Origin of the sequence: Streptomyces sp. NPDC050448, from assembly GCF_040655295.1 — a bacterium.
Lineage (GTDB): Bacteria > Actinomycetota > Actinomycetes > Streptomycetales > Streptomycetaceae > Streptomyces.
In genome coordinates this window covers 134133-149623 of sequence record NZ_JBFAJR010000012.1, presented here as the reverse complement: position 1 = coordinate 149623, position 15491 = coordinate 134133, and the positions used below count along the sequence as shown (strand labels likewise).

12 protein-coding genes are annotated in these 15491 nt (G+C 74.2%); 6 read left to right on the top strand and 6 right to left on the bottom strand.

Annotated features, from left to right (window positions below):
• Positions 1–644 precede the first annotated feature (644 nt).
• Entirely contained in the window at positions 645–1406 is a 762-nt protein-coding gene (locus tag AB0I68_RS17090; protein ID WP_363178098.1) for a GntR family transcriptional regulator, read from the bottom strand.
• A 296-nt stretch (positions 1407–1702) separates the two neighbouring features.
• Between AB0I68_RS17090 and AB0I68_RS17085 the strand changes: the two genes are divergently transcribed.
• The 4 genes from AB0I68_RS17085 to AB0I68_RS17070 all read left to right on the top strand — a co-directional run bounded on the left by AB0I68_RS17085 (position 1703) and on the right by AB0I68_RS17070 (position 7784).
• A complete protein-coding gene (locus AB0I68_RS17085; protein ID WP_363178097.1) occupies positions 1703–2554 on the top strand; it encodes an alpha/beta fold hydrolase in 852 nt (283 codons plus the stop codon).
• A gap of 115 nt (positions 2555–2669) precedes the next feature.
• A complete protein-coding gene (locus AB0I68_RS17080) occupies positions 2670–4271 on the top strand; it encodes an alkaline phosphatase D family protein (protein WP_363178096.1) in 1602 nt (533 codons plus the stop codon).
• Between the two features lie 179 nt (positions 4272–4450).
• Positions 4451–5917: a GNAT family N-acetyltransferase gene (locus AB0I68_RS17075; RefSeq protein WP_363178095.1), complete on the top strand. Its 1467-nt coding sequence runs from the start codon at positions 4451–4453 to the stop codon at positions 5915–5917.
• A gap of 163 nt (positions 5918–6080) precedes the next feature.
• Positions 6081–7784 carry a DUF885 domain-containing protein gene (locus AB0I68_RS17070; protein ID WP_363178094.1) on the top strand — a complete coding sequence of 568 codons (1704 nt, stop codon included), beginning with the start codon at positions 6081–6083 and terminating at the stop codon, positions 7782–7784.
• An 83-nt stretch (positions 7785–7867) separates the two neighbouring features.
• Here AB0I68_RS17070 and AB0I68_RS17065 read toward each other — a convergent pair whose 3' ends face one another.
• Positions 7868–8386 (bottom strand): rhodanese-like domain-containing protein, encoded by a 519-nt coding sequence (locus AB0I68_RS17065; protein ID WP_363178093.1) that lies wholly within the window; start codon positions 8384–8386, stop codon positions 7868–7870.
• Positions 8387–8480: 94 nt separating this feature from the next.
• Between AB0I68_RS17065 and AB0I68_RS17060 the strand changes: the two genes are divergently transcribed.
• Positions 8481–8927: an Lrp/AsnC family transcriptional regulator gene (locus AB0I68_RS17060; RefSeq protein ID WP_363178092.1), complete on the top strand. Its 447-nt coding sequence runs from the start codon at positions 8481–8483 to the stop codon at positions 8925–8927.
• On the opposite strand, the gene AB0I68_RS17055 is transcribed toward AB0I68_RS17060, so the two are convergent.
• From AB0I68_RS17055 to AB0I68_RS17045, 3 genes are all read right to left on the bottom strand, one after another.
• Positions 8917–11928: an SMC family ATPase gene (locus AB0I68_RS17055; RefSeq protein ID WP_363178091.1), complete on the bottom strand. Its 3012-nt coding sequence runs from the start codon at positions 11926–11928 to the stop codon at positions 8917–8919. The genes AB0I68_RS17060 and AB0I68_RS17055 overlap by 11 nt on opposite strands.
• Positions 11925–13091: an exonuclease SbcCD subunit D gene (locus AB0I68_RS17050; RefSeq protein ID WP_363178090.1), complete on the bottom strand. Its 1167-nt coding sequence runs from the start codon at positions 13089–13091 to the stop codon at positions 11925–11927. The genes AB0I68_RS17055 and AB0I68_RS17050 overlap by 4 nt, the downstream gene beginning before the upstream one ends.
• A gap of 112 nt (positions 13092–13203) precedes the next feature.
• Positions 13204–13830, bottom strand: coding sequence for a YigZ family protein (locus AB0I68_RS17045; RefSeq protein WP_363178089.1), 627 nt, complete (start codon positions 13828–13830; stop codon positions 13204–13206).
• A 102-nt stretch (positions 13831–13932) separates the two neighbouring features.
• Here AB0I68_RS17045 and AB0I68_RS17040 point away from each other — a divergent pair, with 102 nt between their 5' ends.
• On the top strand, positions 13933–14340 hold the full coding sequence (locus AB0I68_RS17040) for a CoA-binding protein (RefSeq protein WP_363178088.1): 408 nt from the start codon (positions 13933–13935) through the stop codon (positions 14338–14340).
• Positions 14341–14707: 367 nt separating this feature from the next.
• Here AB0I68_RS17040 and AB0I68_RS17035 read toward each other — a convergent pair whose 3' ends face one another.
• Complete coding sequence (locus AB0I68_RS17035; RefSeq protein ID WP_363178087.1) at positions 14708–15481, bottom strand: acyltransferase; 774 nt, start codon at positions 15479–15481, stop codon at positions 14708–14710.
• Positions 15482–15491 lie beyond the last annotated feature (10 nt).

Genomic DNA, 15491 nt, shown 5'->3' with positions numbered 1-15491 from the left:
CGTCCGGAAAGCATCTGACCCTCGGACCCTGGATATCCCCCGGCGTCCGGAAAGCGTCCGGCCCTCGGACCCCGGTTATCCCCCGGCGTCCGGAAAGCGTCCGGCCCTCGGACCGCTGCTGACCGCGTCCTGGCCGACTCCCGCCGCCACCCGCCGCCTCCCGCGAGGTGGCCCCTCGCCGCGCGACCCCGGCCCCCCGCAGGGTCCGGCTCGTCACGAGGCGGCGGGGCCGAAACGGCCTGGGCCCGGCAGGTGCCGGGGGCCGGCCGCTGACCGCGTCCGGGCCGTCGGCTCCCGCCGCCACCCGCAGATGCTCCGGCCCCCGGCCTGGACCCCAGCCCGACCCGATCAGGCCCGAACCCGACCCGACCAGGCCAGGCCCAGCCCGACCCAACCCAACCCCACCAGGCCCGACCAAGCCCGACCCGACCAGGCCCGACCAGGCCCGACCAAACCCGACCCCACCAGGCCAGGCCCAGCCCGACCCAACCCGACCCGCCCCCACCAGGCCCAGCCCGACCCGGTCCGACCCGGCCCGGTCCGACCTGGCCCGGCCCGGCCCGGCGCGAGAGCGAAAGTGCGAACGGCCCGGCCCCGGCAGGTGCCGGGACAGGGCCGTCGTGGTGCGGGTGGGACCGCAGGGGTCAGGAGGCGACGCGCGCTTCGTGCGTGATCTCCACGTCCCCCGAGTCGCCGAAGGTCAGGCGGCAGGTGTCCGCGCGGTACGTCGCGACCGAGACGGCGGCGGTCCCCGCTGCGGTGAAGTAGCGGGTGGTGACCACGAGCACCGGGGCGCCCGGCAGCCTGTCGAGTTCCTTGGCGTCGTCGGCACGCGCCGAGCCGAGCTCCACCGAGCGGTCCTGGCCGTCCAGGGCGAGCCTCTGGAGCTCACGCAGCACGGCGCGGGCCCGGGCGGGTCCGGCCGGGGCGTCGATGGCGGAGAGGCCGGGCACGGAGGCGGCCGGCACGTACAGCAACTCGGCGGCGACGGCCTGGCCGTGGGAGACCCGGGTCCGGCGCACGGTGTGCACGGGCTGGTCGGCGGCAGCGCCCAGGAGCTTCAGGACGGCAGCGGACGGCAGGGCCGCGTCGGCCGCGTCCACGATCTCCCAGCCGTCGACGCTCTCGCCGGGCCAGCCGTGGCCCGTGCTGCCGACGGCCACGCCGACCCGCGGCGGGGCGACGGTGGTGCCGACCCCGCGGCGGCGCTGCAGGCGCCCTTCGAGTTCGAGCTGTTCCAGGGCCTGCCGCAGGGTCGCACGGGCAACTCCGAAGCGGGCGGCGAGCTCACGCTCGTTCGGCAGGACCTCGCCTACGGCGAAGTCGCGGTCGAGCGCCTCGCTGAGGACGGTCTTGAGGTGCCAGTACTTCGGCTCCGGCACCGTTTCGAGCTGCGTGGTCCCCACCCTGACTCCTCCTGCCATCGCTGCAATCGCCGTGTTCCAGCGGCAGTTCCGCGCCTTTGTTTATTAAAGGTTCCTGCACTATCCCTGCGACGATAGGACGGCGCACCCCCTTGGTCAAGACCAATCCTCACCCCTTTACTGGGCAGATCGGGCATACGTATCAAGCCGTTCATACGATGTTCTCGCTCACCCCGACACGCGCGGGAGGCTTGTCGCACCGGGCTACCGGGCGGTAATCATGGCCTTAGTCATTACTGACAGCCTGTCTCGCACGCGTCCACCCGACGAGGAGCAGCATGACCGCCACGGTCTCCTTCCCGATCGAATCGCCGCTGGGCCCCCGCACCACCACCGTCGCCTACGAGCGCAAAGGCGCCGGCGCACCGCTTCTCCTGCTGCACGGCATCGGCCACCACCTCCAGGCCTGGCACCCGGTGACCGACATCCTGGCCGCCGAGCACGACGTGATCGCCGTCGACCTGCCCGGCTTCGGCCTCTCGGAGCCCCTGCCCGCGGGCGTTCCGTACGACCTGGCGACCTTCGTCCCCGCGCTCGGCGCGCTCTGCTCGGCCCTCGGTGTCGAGCGCCCGCACGTGGTCGGCAACTCCCTCGGCGGCCTCCTCGCCCTCGAGATGGGCCGAAGCAACCTGGTCCGCTCGGTCACCGCGCTCTCCCCCGCCGGCTTCTGGACCGAGGCCGAGCGCAAGTACGCCTTCGCCACCCTCCGCGCGATGCGCGTCGGGGCGCTCACACTGCCCCACTCCACGCTGGAACGGCTCTCGCGCAGTGCCGCCGGCCGGGCCGCGCTGACCGGCACCATCTACGCCCACCCGGCCCGCCGTTCACCGGCGGCCGTGGTCGCCGAGACCCTCGCCCTGCGCGAGGCCACCGGCTTCGACGAGACGCTGGCCGCGGGCCGCTCCGTACGGTTCACCTCGGACGTGCCCGGCCTGCCCGTCACCATCGCCTGGGGCTCCCGCGACCGGCTGCTCCTGCCGCGCCAGGGCGTGCGCGCCAAGCGCGCGGTCCCCAACGCCCGGCTGGTCCGGCTCCGGGGATGCGGCCACGTCCCGATGAACGACGACCCGGCGCTCGTCTCCCGTGTGGTTCTGGACACGGTGCACGCCACAACCAGCCAGGTGGGCTGAGCGGCTGACGGCTGTTCATCCACGGTTCGACTGCGCGACGCGGGCGGGCCCGTGTGCGGCGGCACACTGGTCCGACCCGTCCCCGCCGGCCCCTGGAGACGCTCCGATGGCACCGATGCCGCACACCCGACGGTCCCTGCTCGGCGGTTCACTCGCCGTTCCGGTGGGCCTCGCCCTGTCCAGCGCGTTCGCCGCGCCCGCCACCGCCGCGCCCGCCACCGCCGCGGCCGCCACCGCCGCGGCGTTCACCCGCTCCGGCCGACCGGGCGCGCCCTGGGGCACCCAGTCCGGTGAGATCACCGCCCACTCGGCCACCGTCTGGACGCGCTCCGACCGGCCGGCGCGGATGTACGTCGAGACCTCCCCGAGCGAGTCGTTCCGCTACGGCGTGCGACGCCACGGCGGCCCGTTCCTCGGCCCCGCCACCGACTTCACCGGCACCACCACCCTGCGCGACCTGCCGCCCGGACAGCAGGTCCACTACCGGGTGGTGCTGGCCGACCCGGACGACCCGCGCCGCACCGGCGAGCCGGTCCGCGGCACCTTCCGGACCACCCCCGTCTCCCGCCGCCACGACGTGCGCTTCGTGTGGTCCGGGGACCTCGCGGGCCAGGGCTGGGGCATCAATCCGGACCTCGGCGGCTACCGCGTCTTCGACGAGATGCGCCGGCGCGACCCCGACTTCTTCCTCTTCAGCGGGGACACGATCTACGCCGACGGGCCGATCCAGGCCTCCGTCCCCCTGCACGACGGCAGCATCTGGCGCAACATCACCACCGAGGAGAAGGCGAAGGTCGCCGAGACCCTCGCCGAGTTCCGCGGGAACTTCCGCTACAACCTGCTCGATCGCAACCTGCGCGACTTCAACGCCCAGGTGCCGGTCCTCGCCCAGTGGGACGACCACGAGGTGCGCAACAACTGGTACCCCGGCCAGGTGATCGAGGACCCCCGGTACACCGTGCGGGACATCGACACCCTCGCCGGCCGCGCCCGCCAGGCCTTCGGCGAGTACTTCCCCGTCACCGACCTCCGGGGCGGCCGCGCCGAGGGCCGGATGTACCGGGTGATGCGGTACGGGCCGCTGCTCGACGTCTTCGTCCTCGACATGCGCACCTACCGCGACGCCAACTCCCCCGGCCGCCAGACCGTGGACCCCATCGGCATCCTCGGGCAGGAGCAGCTGGCCTGGCTCAAGCGCGAGCTGTCGCGCTCCCGTGCCACCTGGAAGGTCATCGCCTCCGACATGCCGCTGGGTATCGTCGTGGCCGACGGGACCGCGAACTTCGAGGCCGTCGCCCAGGGCGACCCGGGCGCCCCGCTCGGCCGCGAGCTGCAGATCGCCGAACTCCTGCGCCACATCAAGCACCAGCGCATCACGGGCACCCTCTGGCTCACCGCCGACGTCCACTACACGGCCGCGAACCACTACGCCCCCGAGCGGGCCGCCTTCACCGACTTCGCGCCGTTCTGGGAGTTCGTCTCCGGTCCCGTCGGCGCGGGCGGGTTCCCCGCCGGAAAGCTCGACGCCACCTTCGGGCCCGAGACCGCGTACGTCCAGTCGGCCCCGCTCGCCAACATGTCGCCGTCCGAGAACCCCCCGTACTACGGGGAGGTCGAGATCGACGGCGAGTGCGGGGAGCTCACCGTCCGGTTGCGGCGTCAGGGAGGCGGCGTACTCTTCACCACGACGCTCCAGCCCGGGCGCGTAGGCCAGTAGTAGGCCAGTAGGACCACCGGACCCCGGGACCGCATGTCCGCAGCACCGGCGCCGGTACTGCGGATTCCGGATACCGGAAACCGGCCGGAAAACAGGGCGAAATCGGCCAGACGGACACTTAACCAGTCGGTCACAGATCGTTCGTGATCACGCAACACCCCTGCGCCACAGTGGCATGCATGACTGAACGCATCCACGTCCCCGCACACCGCCACCACTGGCGCCGCGACATCGTCGAACTGGCCGCGCTGTTCTGCGCCGTCGCGGTCGCCGACGGCATCGCCAATCTCGTCGCGCACGGCCCGAAGGGCCCGGTCCTGCTGGTCGCCTCGGCCGTCGCTCTCCTGGTCACGGCGGCGTTCCACACCTGGTGGGCACGCCGCCACAGCCATGCGCCGCCGCCGCGGAGCACAGCGCCCTCCGATACGGCTCCCGGCGCGGTCCGGGCCGGTTCCGCGTCCGGGTCCACGTCCGGGTCCACGTCGGAGTCCACCTCGGAGACCGCGACCGCCGCCACCACCTCCCTGTGGCGGATGCGGACGACCGTACGGGACGAGCCCGGCAGCCTGGCCGCGGTGTGCATCGCGCTCGCCCACAGCGGCGTCGACATCCTGACCCTGCAGACCCACCCGCTCCCCGAGGGCGGCACCGTCGACGAGTTCCTGCTGCGCTCCCCGCAGCAGCTGCCCTCCGCCGACCTCGCCCGCGCCATCGCCGGGGCCGGCGGCCACAGCACCTGGATCGAGCGCGCCGACGCGCACGACCTGGTCGACACTCCGACCCGTGTCCTGGGCCTGGCCACCCGCACCGCCCTGGACGCCGCCGAGCTGCCCCTCGCACTGCGCCAGCTGCTCGGCCGCTGCACCATCCACTCGATCCCGGCCACCACCCTCTCCGGCCGCCCCAACGCGGGGGCCGAAGCCCCGGTCGAGGGCGTCCTGGAGGCGACGGTGATGCGCCTGCGCGACCCCTCGGGCGGTGCCATCACCGTGGAGCGCCCCTACCTGCCCTTCACCCCGACCGAGTTCGCCCGGGCCCGGGCCCTCGTCGAGCTCGACGCCCGGCTCGGCCCGCGCGTCCCGCGCAGCCAGGACGTGCTGACCCTGCCCGAGGGCAACGAGATCACCGTGCGCCGCGCCGACGGCTCCGACCTCGCCGCCGCCCGCGCGATGCACGACCGCTGCTCCGAGCGCACCCTCGGCCTGCGCTACCACGGGCCCGTCACCGACGCCGACCGCTACCTCGGCCACCTGCTGAGTCCCCGGTTCGGCCGCACCCTCGCCGCCACCACCGCCTCCGGACGGCTCGTCGCCCTCGGCCACCTGCTGTGGGACGGGGACGAGACCGAGGTCGCGCTCCTGATCGAGGACGACTGGCAGCGCCGCGGCATCGGCTCCGAGCTGCTGCGCCGCCTGATCGCGATGGCCGTCGAGACCGGCTGCGACAGCGTGTACGCCGTCACCCGGGCCGCCAACACCGGCATGGTCGCGGCCATGCGCGGCCTCGGCCTGCCCCTCGACTACCAGATCGAGGAGGGCACCCTGGTGATCACGGCCCGGCTCGGAGCCACGCCGATCGTCTCCCGGGTCCCGTACGAGCCGCCCCGCGCGCAGCACCCGTACGGGCAGCAGAACCACCGGCGTTGAACCCGGTGCAGCAGGATCCGGCCGGGTGGCGTGAAGTCGCCCCCGGCCGGAGCCGGTTGACGGCGCGCGGGAACGGAACCCCGGTCCGCCGCTCCCGCGCACGTCAGCAGGCTGACAGCGAACGGTGATGACGCGGGGCCGTCCGCCGTACGAAGATGGCCGCATGTCAGAGACCCTTCGTAGCGACAGCGCCTCCCGGCTGCCCCGCCAGGTCGCCGACGCGTATGTCGACGACCTCATCGCCATCGATCCGATCACGGGCACCTATCTCGGTGTCGCCGCGAGCTCCAGCCGGCTCCCGGACTTCTCCCCGGCCGGCCGTGCGGCCGCCGCCGACCTGTCCCGCTCCACCCTCGCCCGCCTCGACGCCGCCGAGCGGCTGCCCGGCGCGGACAGCGACGCCGAGCGCCGCTGCGCCCGCCTGCTGCGCGAGCGCCTCACCGCCGAACTCGCCGTGTACGAGGCGGACGAGGACCTGCGGGCCGTCAGCAACATCCACTCGCCCGCGCACTCGGTCCGCGATGTCTTCACCCTGACCCCGGCCGACACGGACGAGGACTGGGCGGCGATCGCGGAGCGGCTGCGGGCGGTCCCCGCCGCCCTCGCGGGCTACCGCGAGAGCCTCGGACTCGGCCTGGACCGCGGCCTGTACGGGGGCCCGCGCGCCACCGGCACCTTCATCGGCCAGCTCACCACCTGGGTGGGCGAGGACGGCGGCGGCGAGAGCTTCTTCGGCGAATTCGCGTCCCGCGGCCCGGAGTCGCTGCGCTCCGGGCTGGAGGAGGCGGCCGCCGGTGCGACCGCGGCCCTCACCGAGCTCCGCGACTGGATGCGCGACGTGTACGCGCCCGCCGTCGCCGACGCGCCGGACCCGGTGGGCCGCGAGCGGTACGCCCGCTGGTCGCGGTACTTCAACGGCACGGACCTGGACCTGGACGAGGCGTACGCCTACGGCTGGTCGGAGTACCACCGGCTGCTCGCCGAGATGAAGGCCGAGGCGGCCAAGATCCTGCCGGGCGCGGGTCCTTGGGAGGCGCTGGGGCACCTCGACGAGCACGGGACCCACATCGAGGGCGTCGAGGAGGTCCAGGCCTGGCTGCAGGGCATCATGGACGAGGCCATCGAGAACCTCGACGGCACCCACTTCGAGCTCGCCGAGCGCGTGAAGCGCGTGGAGTCCATGATCGCCCCGCCCGGCGGCGCGGCGGCCCCGTACTACACCAACCCCTCGGAGGACTTCTCCCGCCCGGGGCGCACCTGGCTGCCGACGATGGGCCAGACCCGCTTCCCGGTGTACGACCTGGTCTCCACCTGGTACCACGAGGGCGTTCCGGGCCACCACCTCCAGCTCGCGCAGTGGACGCACGTCGCGGACCAGCTCTCCCGCTACCAGGCCAGCGTCGGCCTCGTCAGCGCCAACGTCGAGGGCTGGGCGCTGTACGCGGAGCGCCTGATGGACGAGCTGGGCTACCTCAAGGACGCCGAGCAGCGCCTGGGCTACCTGGACTGCCAGATGATGCGCGCCGCGCGGGTCATCGTCGACATCGGCATGCACCTGGGCCTGGAGATCCCGGCGGATTCGCCGTTCCACCCGGGTGAGAGGTGGACGGTGGACCTGGCGCAGGAGTTCTTCGGTCTGCACAGCGGCCGTCCGGCGGACTTCATCGAGAGCGAGCTGACCCGCTACCTGTCGATGCCGGGACAGGCGATCGGCTACAAGCTGGGCGAGCGGGCCTGGCTGCTCGGGCGGGACAACGCCCGCGCCGCGCACGGCGACTCCTTCGACCTGAAGGCGTGGCACATGGCGGCGCTGTCGCAGGGCTCGCTGGGCCTGGACGACCTGGTGGACGAGCTGTCGAAGCTCTGATCCCGGGCAGTGACGCGTACGGGCCGCCCGTCTCCCCCGGGGAGCGAGCGGCCCGTACGGCGTTCCGGCGCGGGATCGGAGCCTCAGCAGCCGCAGTCGTCCGAGTCGGTCGGCGCGGTCAGCGGGTCCGCCTCGCCGCGCTGTTGGCTGCCCTGCCAGGTCTCGACCTCGAAGCCTTCGCGGATCCAGTACTCGATGCCGCCGAGCATCTCCTTGACCTGGAAGCCGAGCTGGGCCAGGGCGAGGGCGGAGGGGGCGCCTCCGTTGCAGCCGGGGCCCCAGCAGTACGTGACCACGGGAAGGCTCTTGTCGAGGAGCTGCTCGGCCTGCTCGGGGATCAGGGCGGTGGGCAGGTGGATCGCCCCGGGCACGTGGGCCTGGTCCCAGGCCGGGGTGGAGCGGGAGTCGATCAGCTGGAAGCCGAGCTCTGCGCCCTGCTCTCGGTGGGCCTTGAAGGCGGCGGCGACATCCGACACGTCCGCGTGGAAGGCGAGGCTCGCGGCGAAGTAGGCGGCGGCCGCGGCCGGGGTGGCCGGGGGCACCCGGAGCACGGGGTTGGCGGTGGGGGCGGCCGGGGCGGGGGTGTTCTGTGTCTTCGTCATGGCTCAGAATCTACGAGCCGCTGATCAACTCGGGAAGTGCCTTTCCCCGGCCTTCCTCTTGTTCAGCCGGGGATTGCCCTGCTACATCTGCCATATGACCGACTATTCCCCTGACGCCACCGACTGGCGCATCCTGACGGCCCTCCAAGAGGACGGCCGGGCCAGTTTCGCCGAGCTCGCACGCGCCGTCTCCATGTCCGCGAGCGCGGTCACCGAGCGGGTGCGCCGCCTGGAGGAGGCGGGCGTGATCACCGGGTACACCGCCGTGGTGGACGCGGAGAAGCTGGGCAAGTCCATCCTGGCGCTGGTGCGGCTGCGCTATCCGCACGGCAACTACAAGCCGTTCCATGACCTGTTGGAGACCACCCCGGAGATCCTGGAGGCCCATCACGTCACGGGCGACGACTGCTTCGTGCTCAAGGTCACCGCCCGCTCGATGAGGCATCTCGAGGAGGTCGCGGGCCGGATCGCCGGCCTCGGCGCCGTCACCACCAGCATCGTGTACTCCTCGCCGCTGTCCCGCCGCCCGCTCAGTCCGTGAGGGCCGGGCTGCGGTGGCGCACCACCGAGCCGCCGCGCTGTTTGACGATCTCCAGCTGCGCCTGCACCCGGGTCCGCAGGTCGGCGACGTGGCTCACGATGCCGACGCTGCGGTCCCGTTCGCGCAGCGAGTCCAGTACGTCGAGCACCTCGTCCAGCGCCTGGTCGTCGAGGCTGCCGAAGCCCTCGTCGATGAAAAGGGTGTCGAGGCGCATACCGCCCGCCTCGTCGGTGACCACGTCGGCCAGACCGAGGGCGAGGGCGAGCGACGCGAAGAAGGTCTCGCCGCCCGACAGCGTGGCGGTGTCCCGCTCGCTGCCGGTCCAGGCGTCCACCACGTGCAGCCCGAGACCGGAACGCCCGCGCCCGCTCGCCTTGGCGTCGGAGTGGACGAGCGTGTAGCGGCCGCCGGACATCCGCAGCAGCCGTACCGTCGCGGCAGCCGCGACCTGCTCCAGGCGGGCGGCCAGGACGTACGCCTCCAGCCGCATCTTGCGCTCGTTGTCGGCGGAGGTGCCGGCGGTGAGCCCGGCCAGCCGGGCCACCCGGTCGTACGCCTCGCGCAGCGGGCCCAGCGCCCGCAGCTCCTGCTCCGCCTGCCGGGACAGCCGGTCCAGCTCCGCGCAGCGCACCCGGGCGGCGTCGAAGGCCGAGCCGGCCGTGCGCAGCCGGGCCGCGGCCCGCTCGGCACCGGCTTCGGCGGTGTCCGGGTCGGCCGGGGGCAGGGCCGCCGCGGCGGCGGTGTCGCGTTCGCCGCGCCGGTCGGCCAGCATGGCCTCCTCGGCCTGCCAGGCGTCCAGCCGGTGCTGGAGCGCGGTGCGTTCGTAGTCCGGGAGCACGGCGTCGGCGGCGGCCTCGGTGGTGTCGAAGCCGGCCTTGAACGCGGCGTCGGCGAGCTGGTCGTCGGCCTCCTTCAGCCGGGCGGCGGTGACCTCGGCCCGCCGCAGCGCGGCGGCGGCCCCGGTGACCATCCGGACCCGGTCCTCCAGGATCCGGGCGCGGGCCGCGACCGTGGGCGCATCGCCCCGTACGTGGGCCAGCTCGGCCTCCAGCGAGGCCTGCTCCTGGTCCAGGGTCTCGCGCCGGGAGGCCCGGGCGGCGGCCCGGCGCTCGGCGTCGAGCCGGTCGGAGCTGCGTACGGCGTGCTCGCGCTCGGCGCGGGCCAGCCGCTCCCGGGCCGCGTGCAGTCCGGCGGCCGCGGCGTGGGCGGCGGCGTGCCGGGAGCTCAGGTCGGAGGTCAGCGCGAGGAGTTCCTCGGTGCCGGACTCCCCGGCGGCCGCCGCGGCCTCGGCCCGTGCCTCCTGGACCGCGGCCAGTTTCCGCTCGACTGCGGCCCTGCGCTCCTCGGCCTGCTCGTAGCGGGCGTGGGCGGCGTCCTCGGCGGCCCGGTCCACGTGCCCGGGGGCCGGGCGCGCCGGAGCGGGATGCTCCGCCGATCCGCACACCGTGCAGGCCTCCCCCGCCACCAGCGCCTCGGCGAGCTCGGCGGCGATCCCGCGCAGCCGGGCCTCCTTGAGCTCGAGCCAGCGCTCCCGGGCGGCGGTCGACTCCTCGCGTACGGAGAGCAGCTCGCCCTCGGCCCGCTGCGCATCGGCCTCCAGCGCATCGCGGCGCCGGGAGGCGTTCAGGTGCATCCGGGCCGGTTCCAGGCGCCCCGCGAGCTGCTCGGCCAGCGTCGCGGCCTGCTGGGCGGCGTCCACCCGCTCCGCCAGCGCGGTCCGGGTGGCCTCCCAGCGGGCGAGCCAGTCGGCGGACTCCCGCAGCTGCTCCTCGGCGTCGCGGGCCTCCCGCTCCAGCGTGGCCCGCTCGCGGCCGATCTCGGCGCTGCGCTGCTCGGACCGCTGGGCGGCGCCGAGCGCGCCGAGGTCCTCGCGCAGCCGCTGCTCCACGGCGGACAGCTGCTCGGTGCCCGCTTCGGCGAGGGCCGGCGGGAGTTCCGCGCGGGCGGCCGCCTCGGCGTGGGCTGCGGAGAGCCGGGCTGCGGACGCGGCTCCGCGCAGTTCCAGGGCGGGGGCCACCAGGGCGCCCCGGCGGGCCCGGTCGAGCAGGGCGCGGACCCGGTCCCGTTCGGGCTCCGCCTCGGCGAGCAGGGCGGCGCGGCGGGCCGTCTCGGCGTGCCGGCGCTGGAGGCGGTCGAGCTCCCGCGCCTCCTCGGCGGCCCGCCGGGCGGCGGCGTGCCGGCCCTCGACGGCGGCCAGCGCGTACTCGGTGACCGTCAGCCGCTCCCGGGCCGCGCAGCGTGCGACGGCCGCCCAGGCCCGGACCGCCCCGGCCAGCCCGGGATCGCCCGGCTGGTGCCCGGGCAGCGGCCAGGCCCGCAGGTCGGCGCTGTCCCCGGCGGCCTGGGCGAGCCGCTGGGCGATGCCGAGCACCTTCTCGTCGCCGGTGCGCACCTTGGCCTCGGCGGCCCGGCGGCGCTCGGCGAGCAGGGTCTCGACGGCGGCGAAGCGGCGGGTGTCGAAGAGCCGGCCCAGCAGCCGGCCCCGCGCCGCCTCGTCGGCCCGCAGGAACTTGGCGAATTCGCCCTGCGGCAACAGCACGACCTGGCAGAACTGCTCGCGGCTCATGCCGAGCAACTGCTCGATCTCCTCGCCGATCTCCTGATGGGAACGGCTGAGCGCGAGCCATCGTTCCCCGTCGTACTCGCGCAGCCGGCTCTGCGCCTTGTCCTTGGTGGTGCCGGTGCCGCGCTTCTTCGGCCGGTCCTGCTCGGGGCGCCGGGTGATCTCCAGGCGCCGCCCGCCCGCGGTGAGTTCGAGGGTGACCTCGGTCGGCGTCCCGGCGTCCGCGTGGTCGCTGCGCAGGCTGGTGCCGGGGGCCTGGCGGGGACCGGGTACCGAGCCGTACAGGGCGTAGCAGACGGCGTCGAGGACGGAGGTCTTGCCCGCGCCGGTGGGGCCGTGGAGCAGGAAGATCCCGGCGCCGGAGAGCGCGTCGAAGTCGATCTCCTGGGGTTCGGCGAAGGGCCCGAAGGCGGTGATCCTGAGCCGGTGCAGCCTCATCGGTGGTTCTCCTGCCGGCTGTCGCCTGCCCGTACGTCCTCGAAGGCGCTCTGCAGCACGGCCCGTTCGGCCTCGTCGGCGACGCCGCCGCCGCGCACGTGGGCGACGAAGTCCTCGGCGATCTCCTGGTCGCTGCGCCCCTTGAGGCGCTGGGCGTACGAGGCCCCGCCGTCCTCCTCGCGGCCTTCGGGGTCGAAGGCGAGGCTGAGGGTGTGCGGGAAGCGGGCGGCGAGCCGGGCCATGGGGTCCTCGGGCCGGACGGGGTCGGTGAGCGTGGCCTCGATCCAGGAGTCCTCGTACGGGGCGTACGACGGCCCCTCGAGCAGGTCCTCGAGCCGCCCCCGGAGCCGGGCGAGCGGCCGTGGCACGGGGGTGTCGATGCGCTCGGCGGTGATCTCCCCGGCCGCGCCGAGGTCGACCAGCCACATGCTCTTGCGGTGGTCGGCCTCGGAGAAGGAGTAGGCGAGCGGGGAACCGGAGTAGCGGACCCGTTCGTTGATCGTCTGGCAGCCGTGGAGGTGGCCGAGGGCGGCGTAGTCCACCCCGTCGAAGACGGAGGCGGGCACGGCCTCGACCCCGCCGACGGCGATGTCGCGCTCGCTGTCGCTGGCCTGCCCGCCGGTGACGAAGGCGTGGGCGAGGACGACCGAGCGGGTGCCGGGGGCCCGGGCGGCGAGATCGGCCCGGATCAGGTCCATGGCCGCGCCCAGTACGGCCTCGTGGCTCACCTTCTCCGCCCCGAACCGGTCCCTCACCAGGGCGGGATCCAGGTACGGCAGTCCGTACAGCGCCACATCACCGTGTACGTCGGCCAGCACCACGGGGTCGGCGCAGCCCTCGGGGTCGGTCCGCAGGTGGATCCCGGCCCGGCCGATCAGCCCGGCGCCGACGCCGAGCCGGCGGGCGGAGTCGTGGTTCCCGGAGATCATCACGGTGGGTACGCCGAGGTCGGCGAGCCGGTGCAGGGCCCGGTCGTACAGCTCGACGGCGGGCAGCGGGGGCACGGCCCGGTCGTAGACGTCGCCGGCGACGAGGACGGCGTCGACCTCGTGCTCGCGGACGGTCTCGATCAGGTGGTCGATGAAGGCGGCCTGGGCCCCCAGCAGGTTCACACGGTGGAAGGACCGGCCGAGATGCCAGTCGGAGGTGTGCAGGAGCCTCACTCGCCGGCCCCGCCGGACGTCTCGCTGCACATGTTCTTCCGTCCCCCTGGTCGTCTCCCGCTCGCTGAACCCCTCTACGCTAACGCGTCACCGGGGCCCCCATGGCTCGTCCTCAGGACGCGTACGTCTCTCCGCCGAGGGTGAGGGTGGCGCTGCCCGCCGTGCTGTCGGCGAGCCAGGCCTCGAAGGCGGGCAGGTCCGCCTCCGGCAGGGCCACCTCGATCTCGACCGCGGCCCCGTAGCGCAGGTCCACCACGGTGCGGCCGGTGGAGCGCAGGTCGTTCTGGGTCTTTCCGGCCCGCTGGTGGTCCACGGTGACGGTGGCCAGCCGGTAGCGGCGGCGGGTGAGGGTGCCGAGCTCGTCGAGGGCCTCGCCGACGACGCCGCCGTAGGCCCGGATCAGGCCGCCGGCACCGAGCTTGACGCCGCCGTAGTAGCGGGTGACCACGGCCACCGCGTACCGGATGTCGCGGCGCATCAGCATCTGCAGCATGGGCACGCCGGCGGTGCCGCCGGGCTCGCCGTCGTCGCTGGCCTTCTGGACGGAGGCGTCGGCACCGATGACGTACGCGAAGCAGTTGTGCGTGGCGGTGGGGTGCTCCTTGCGGATGCGCGCGATGAACTGCTGCGCCTCCTGCTCGGTCGCGGCGGGCGCGAGCGAGCACAGGAAGCGCGAGCGGTTGATCTCGGACTCGTGCACGCCCTCGCGGGCCACCGTCACGTACTGGTCTGACTTCACCGCTCCACCCTACGGGGAATCGGACATGTGTCCTTTCCGTTGATCCCGGGTGCGGGCCGGAGCACCGGAACCGCACCCGGAAGGCATCAGGAGGCGGCACCCGTGTACGGCGACCCGGCAACCATCCGCAAGATCCTCACCGAGCTCGGCGACACCTGGGCCGTGGTGGGCCTGTCCAACAACGAGGACCGGGCGGCCTACGGAGTGGCCCGCACGCTCCAGCGGTTCGGCAAGCGGGTGGTCCCCGTGCACCCGAAGGCGGAGACGGTGCACGGGGAGCAGGGCTACGCCTCGCTCGCGGAGATCCCCTTCAAGGTGGACGTCGTGGACGTCTTCGTGAACAGCGCCCTCGCCGGGGCGGTAGCCGACGAGGCCGTGGCCGCGGGGGCGGACGCCGTCTGGTTCCAGCTCGGCGTGATCGACGATGCCGCCTTCGCCCGCACCCGCGAGGCCGGCCTGGACATGGTGATGGACCGCTGCCCCGCCATCGAGATCCCGGCGCTGCGGTAGCGGGCGTCCGCGGCGGCCCGCCCGGCGGGCCCGTCAGCGGGCCGCGGGCCTGTCAGCGGTCCCGTCAGTGCTGTACCGGCGCCTCGCGCCCGTTCATCGGCGGGACCGAGACGGCGAGGGTCATCTCCATCGGCACGGAGCCGTCGTTGCGTCAGCCGTGCGCGAGGTTCGCCTCGAAGGTGGCCGCGGCTCCGGCCGGCACCCGGAACTCCTCGGCGCCGACGACCAGCGTCAGCGGGCGCGATGCCCCTCGTCCGCCTCGTCCGGGGTCCTGATCGTTCTGCGGCGGCCGGGCGAGCGCCGCGGGTCGGGGGCAGCGGTGGCGCTGGCGTGGTCCGAAAGAGCCGGGCCGGGTCTCCGCTCCGGATCAGGCGGGTTCCGGGGCCGCGCCGGCGGAGCGCTGCTCGGCCTCCACCAGCTGCGCCACCGCGCGCAGCTGCTCCGGCGTCACCCCGTCCGGGATCGGCACCGGCGCCGGGGTCCGCAGCGGCGGCTGCCAGCCCGTCTCGGGCTGCCACCGCCGCACGATCCGCGCGGGCGCCCCGGCCACCACGGCGTGGTCCGGCACCTCGCCCCGTACGACGGCCCCCGCGGCCACCACCACGTTGCGGCCCAGCCGCGCCCCCGGCAGGATCACCGCGCCCGTGCCGAGCCAGCAGCCCGGTCCTATCTCCACCGGTGCGCTGCGCGGCCACTGCTTGCCCACCGGCTCGTGCGGATCGTCGTAGCTGTGGTTGGTGGAGGTGATGTACACCCCGGGTCCGCAGAAGGTGTCGTCCCCGATGGTGATCCGGGTGTCGGCGATCACGTGGGTGTCCCGGCCGAGCACCACGCCGTTGCCGAGGACCAGCACGGGCTCGGTTCCGAGGTCGAGGCCGGGCATCATCCCGGCGGTCAGCGTGACCTGCTCGGCGATGATGCAGTGCTCGCCGAGGCGGATCCACGGCTCGCCGAAGACCGTGCCCTGCGGGAAGGCGAGGCGGGTGCCGTGCCCGATCGCGCCGAAGCGCAGCCGGCCGGGGGTCTGCGCGGTGACCGCACCGGCCTGCTGCATCCAGCGCCAGCCGGCGTGGACCGCGCGGTTGGCGAGCCTGCGGCTCAGGGCCGTCAGGGATGAGAACGTGTTCTGGTTCTTCGGCACCGGGCCACCG

What these genes read in the sequence shown, in the direction of transcription:
- AB0I68_RS17085 (WP_363178097.1), top strand. Translation starts at nt 1,703, where the DNA reads ATGACCGCCACGGTCTCCTTCCCGATCGAATCGCCGCTGGGCCCCCGC.
- AB0I68_RS17080 (WP_363178096.1), top strand. Translation starts at nt 2,670, where the DNA reads ATGCCGCACACCCGACGGTCCCTGCTCGGCGGTTCACTCGCCGTTCCG.
- AB0I68_RS17075 (WP_363178095.1), top strand. Translation starts at nt 4,451, where the DNA reads ATGACTGAACGCATCCACGTCCCCGCACACCGCCACCACTGGCGCCGC.
- AB0I68_RS17070 (WP_363178094.1), top strand. Translation starts at nt 6,081, where the DNA reads ATGTCAGAGACCCTTCGTAGCGACAGCGCCTCCCGGCTGCCCCGCCAG.
- AB0I68_RS17065 (WP_363178093.1), bottom strand. Translation starts at nt 8,386, where the DNA reads ATGACGAAGACACAGAACACCCCCGCCCCGGCCGCCCCCACCGCCAAC.
- AB0I68_RS17060 (WP_363178092.1), top strand. Translation starts at nt 8,481, where the DNA reads ATGACCGACTATTCCCCTGACGCCACCGACTGGCGCATCCTGACGGCC.
- AB0I68_RS17055 (WP_363178091.1), bottom strand. Translation starts at nt 11,928, where the DNA reads ATGAGGCTGCACCGGCTCAGGATCACCGCCTTCGGGCCCTTCGCCGAA.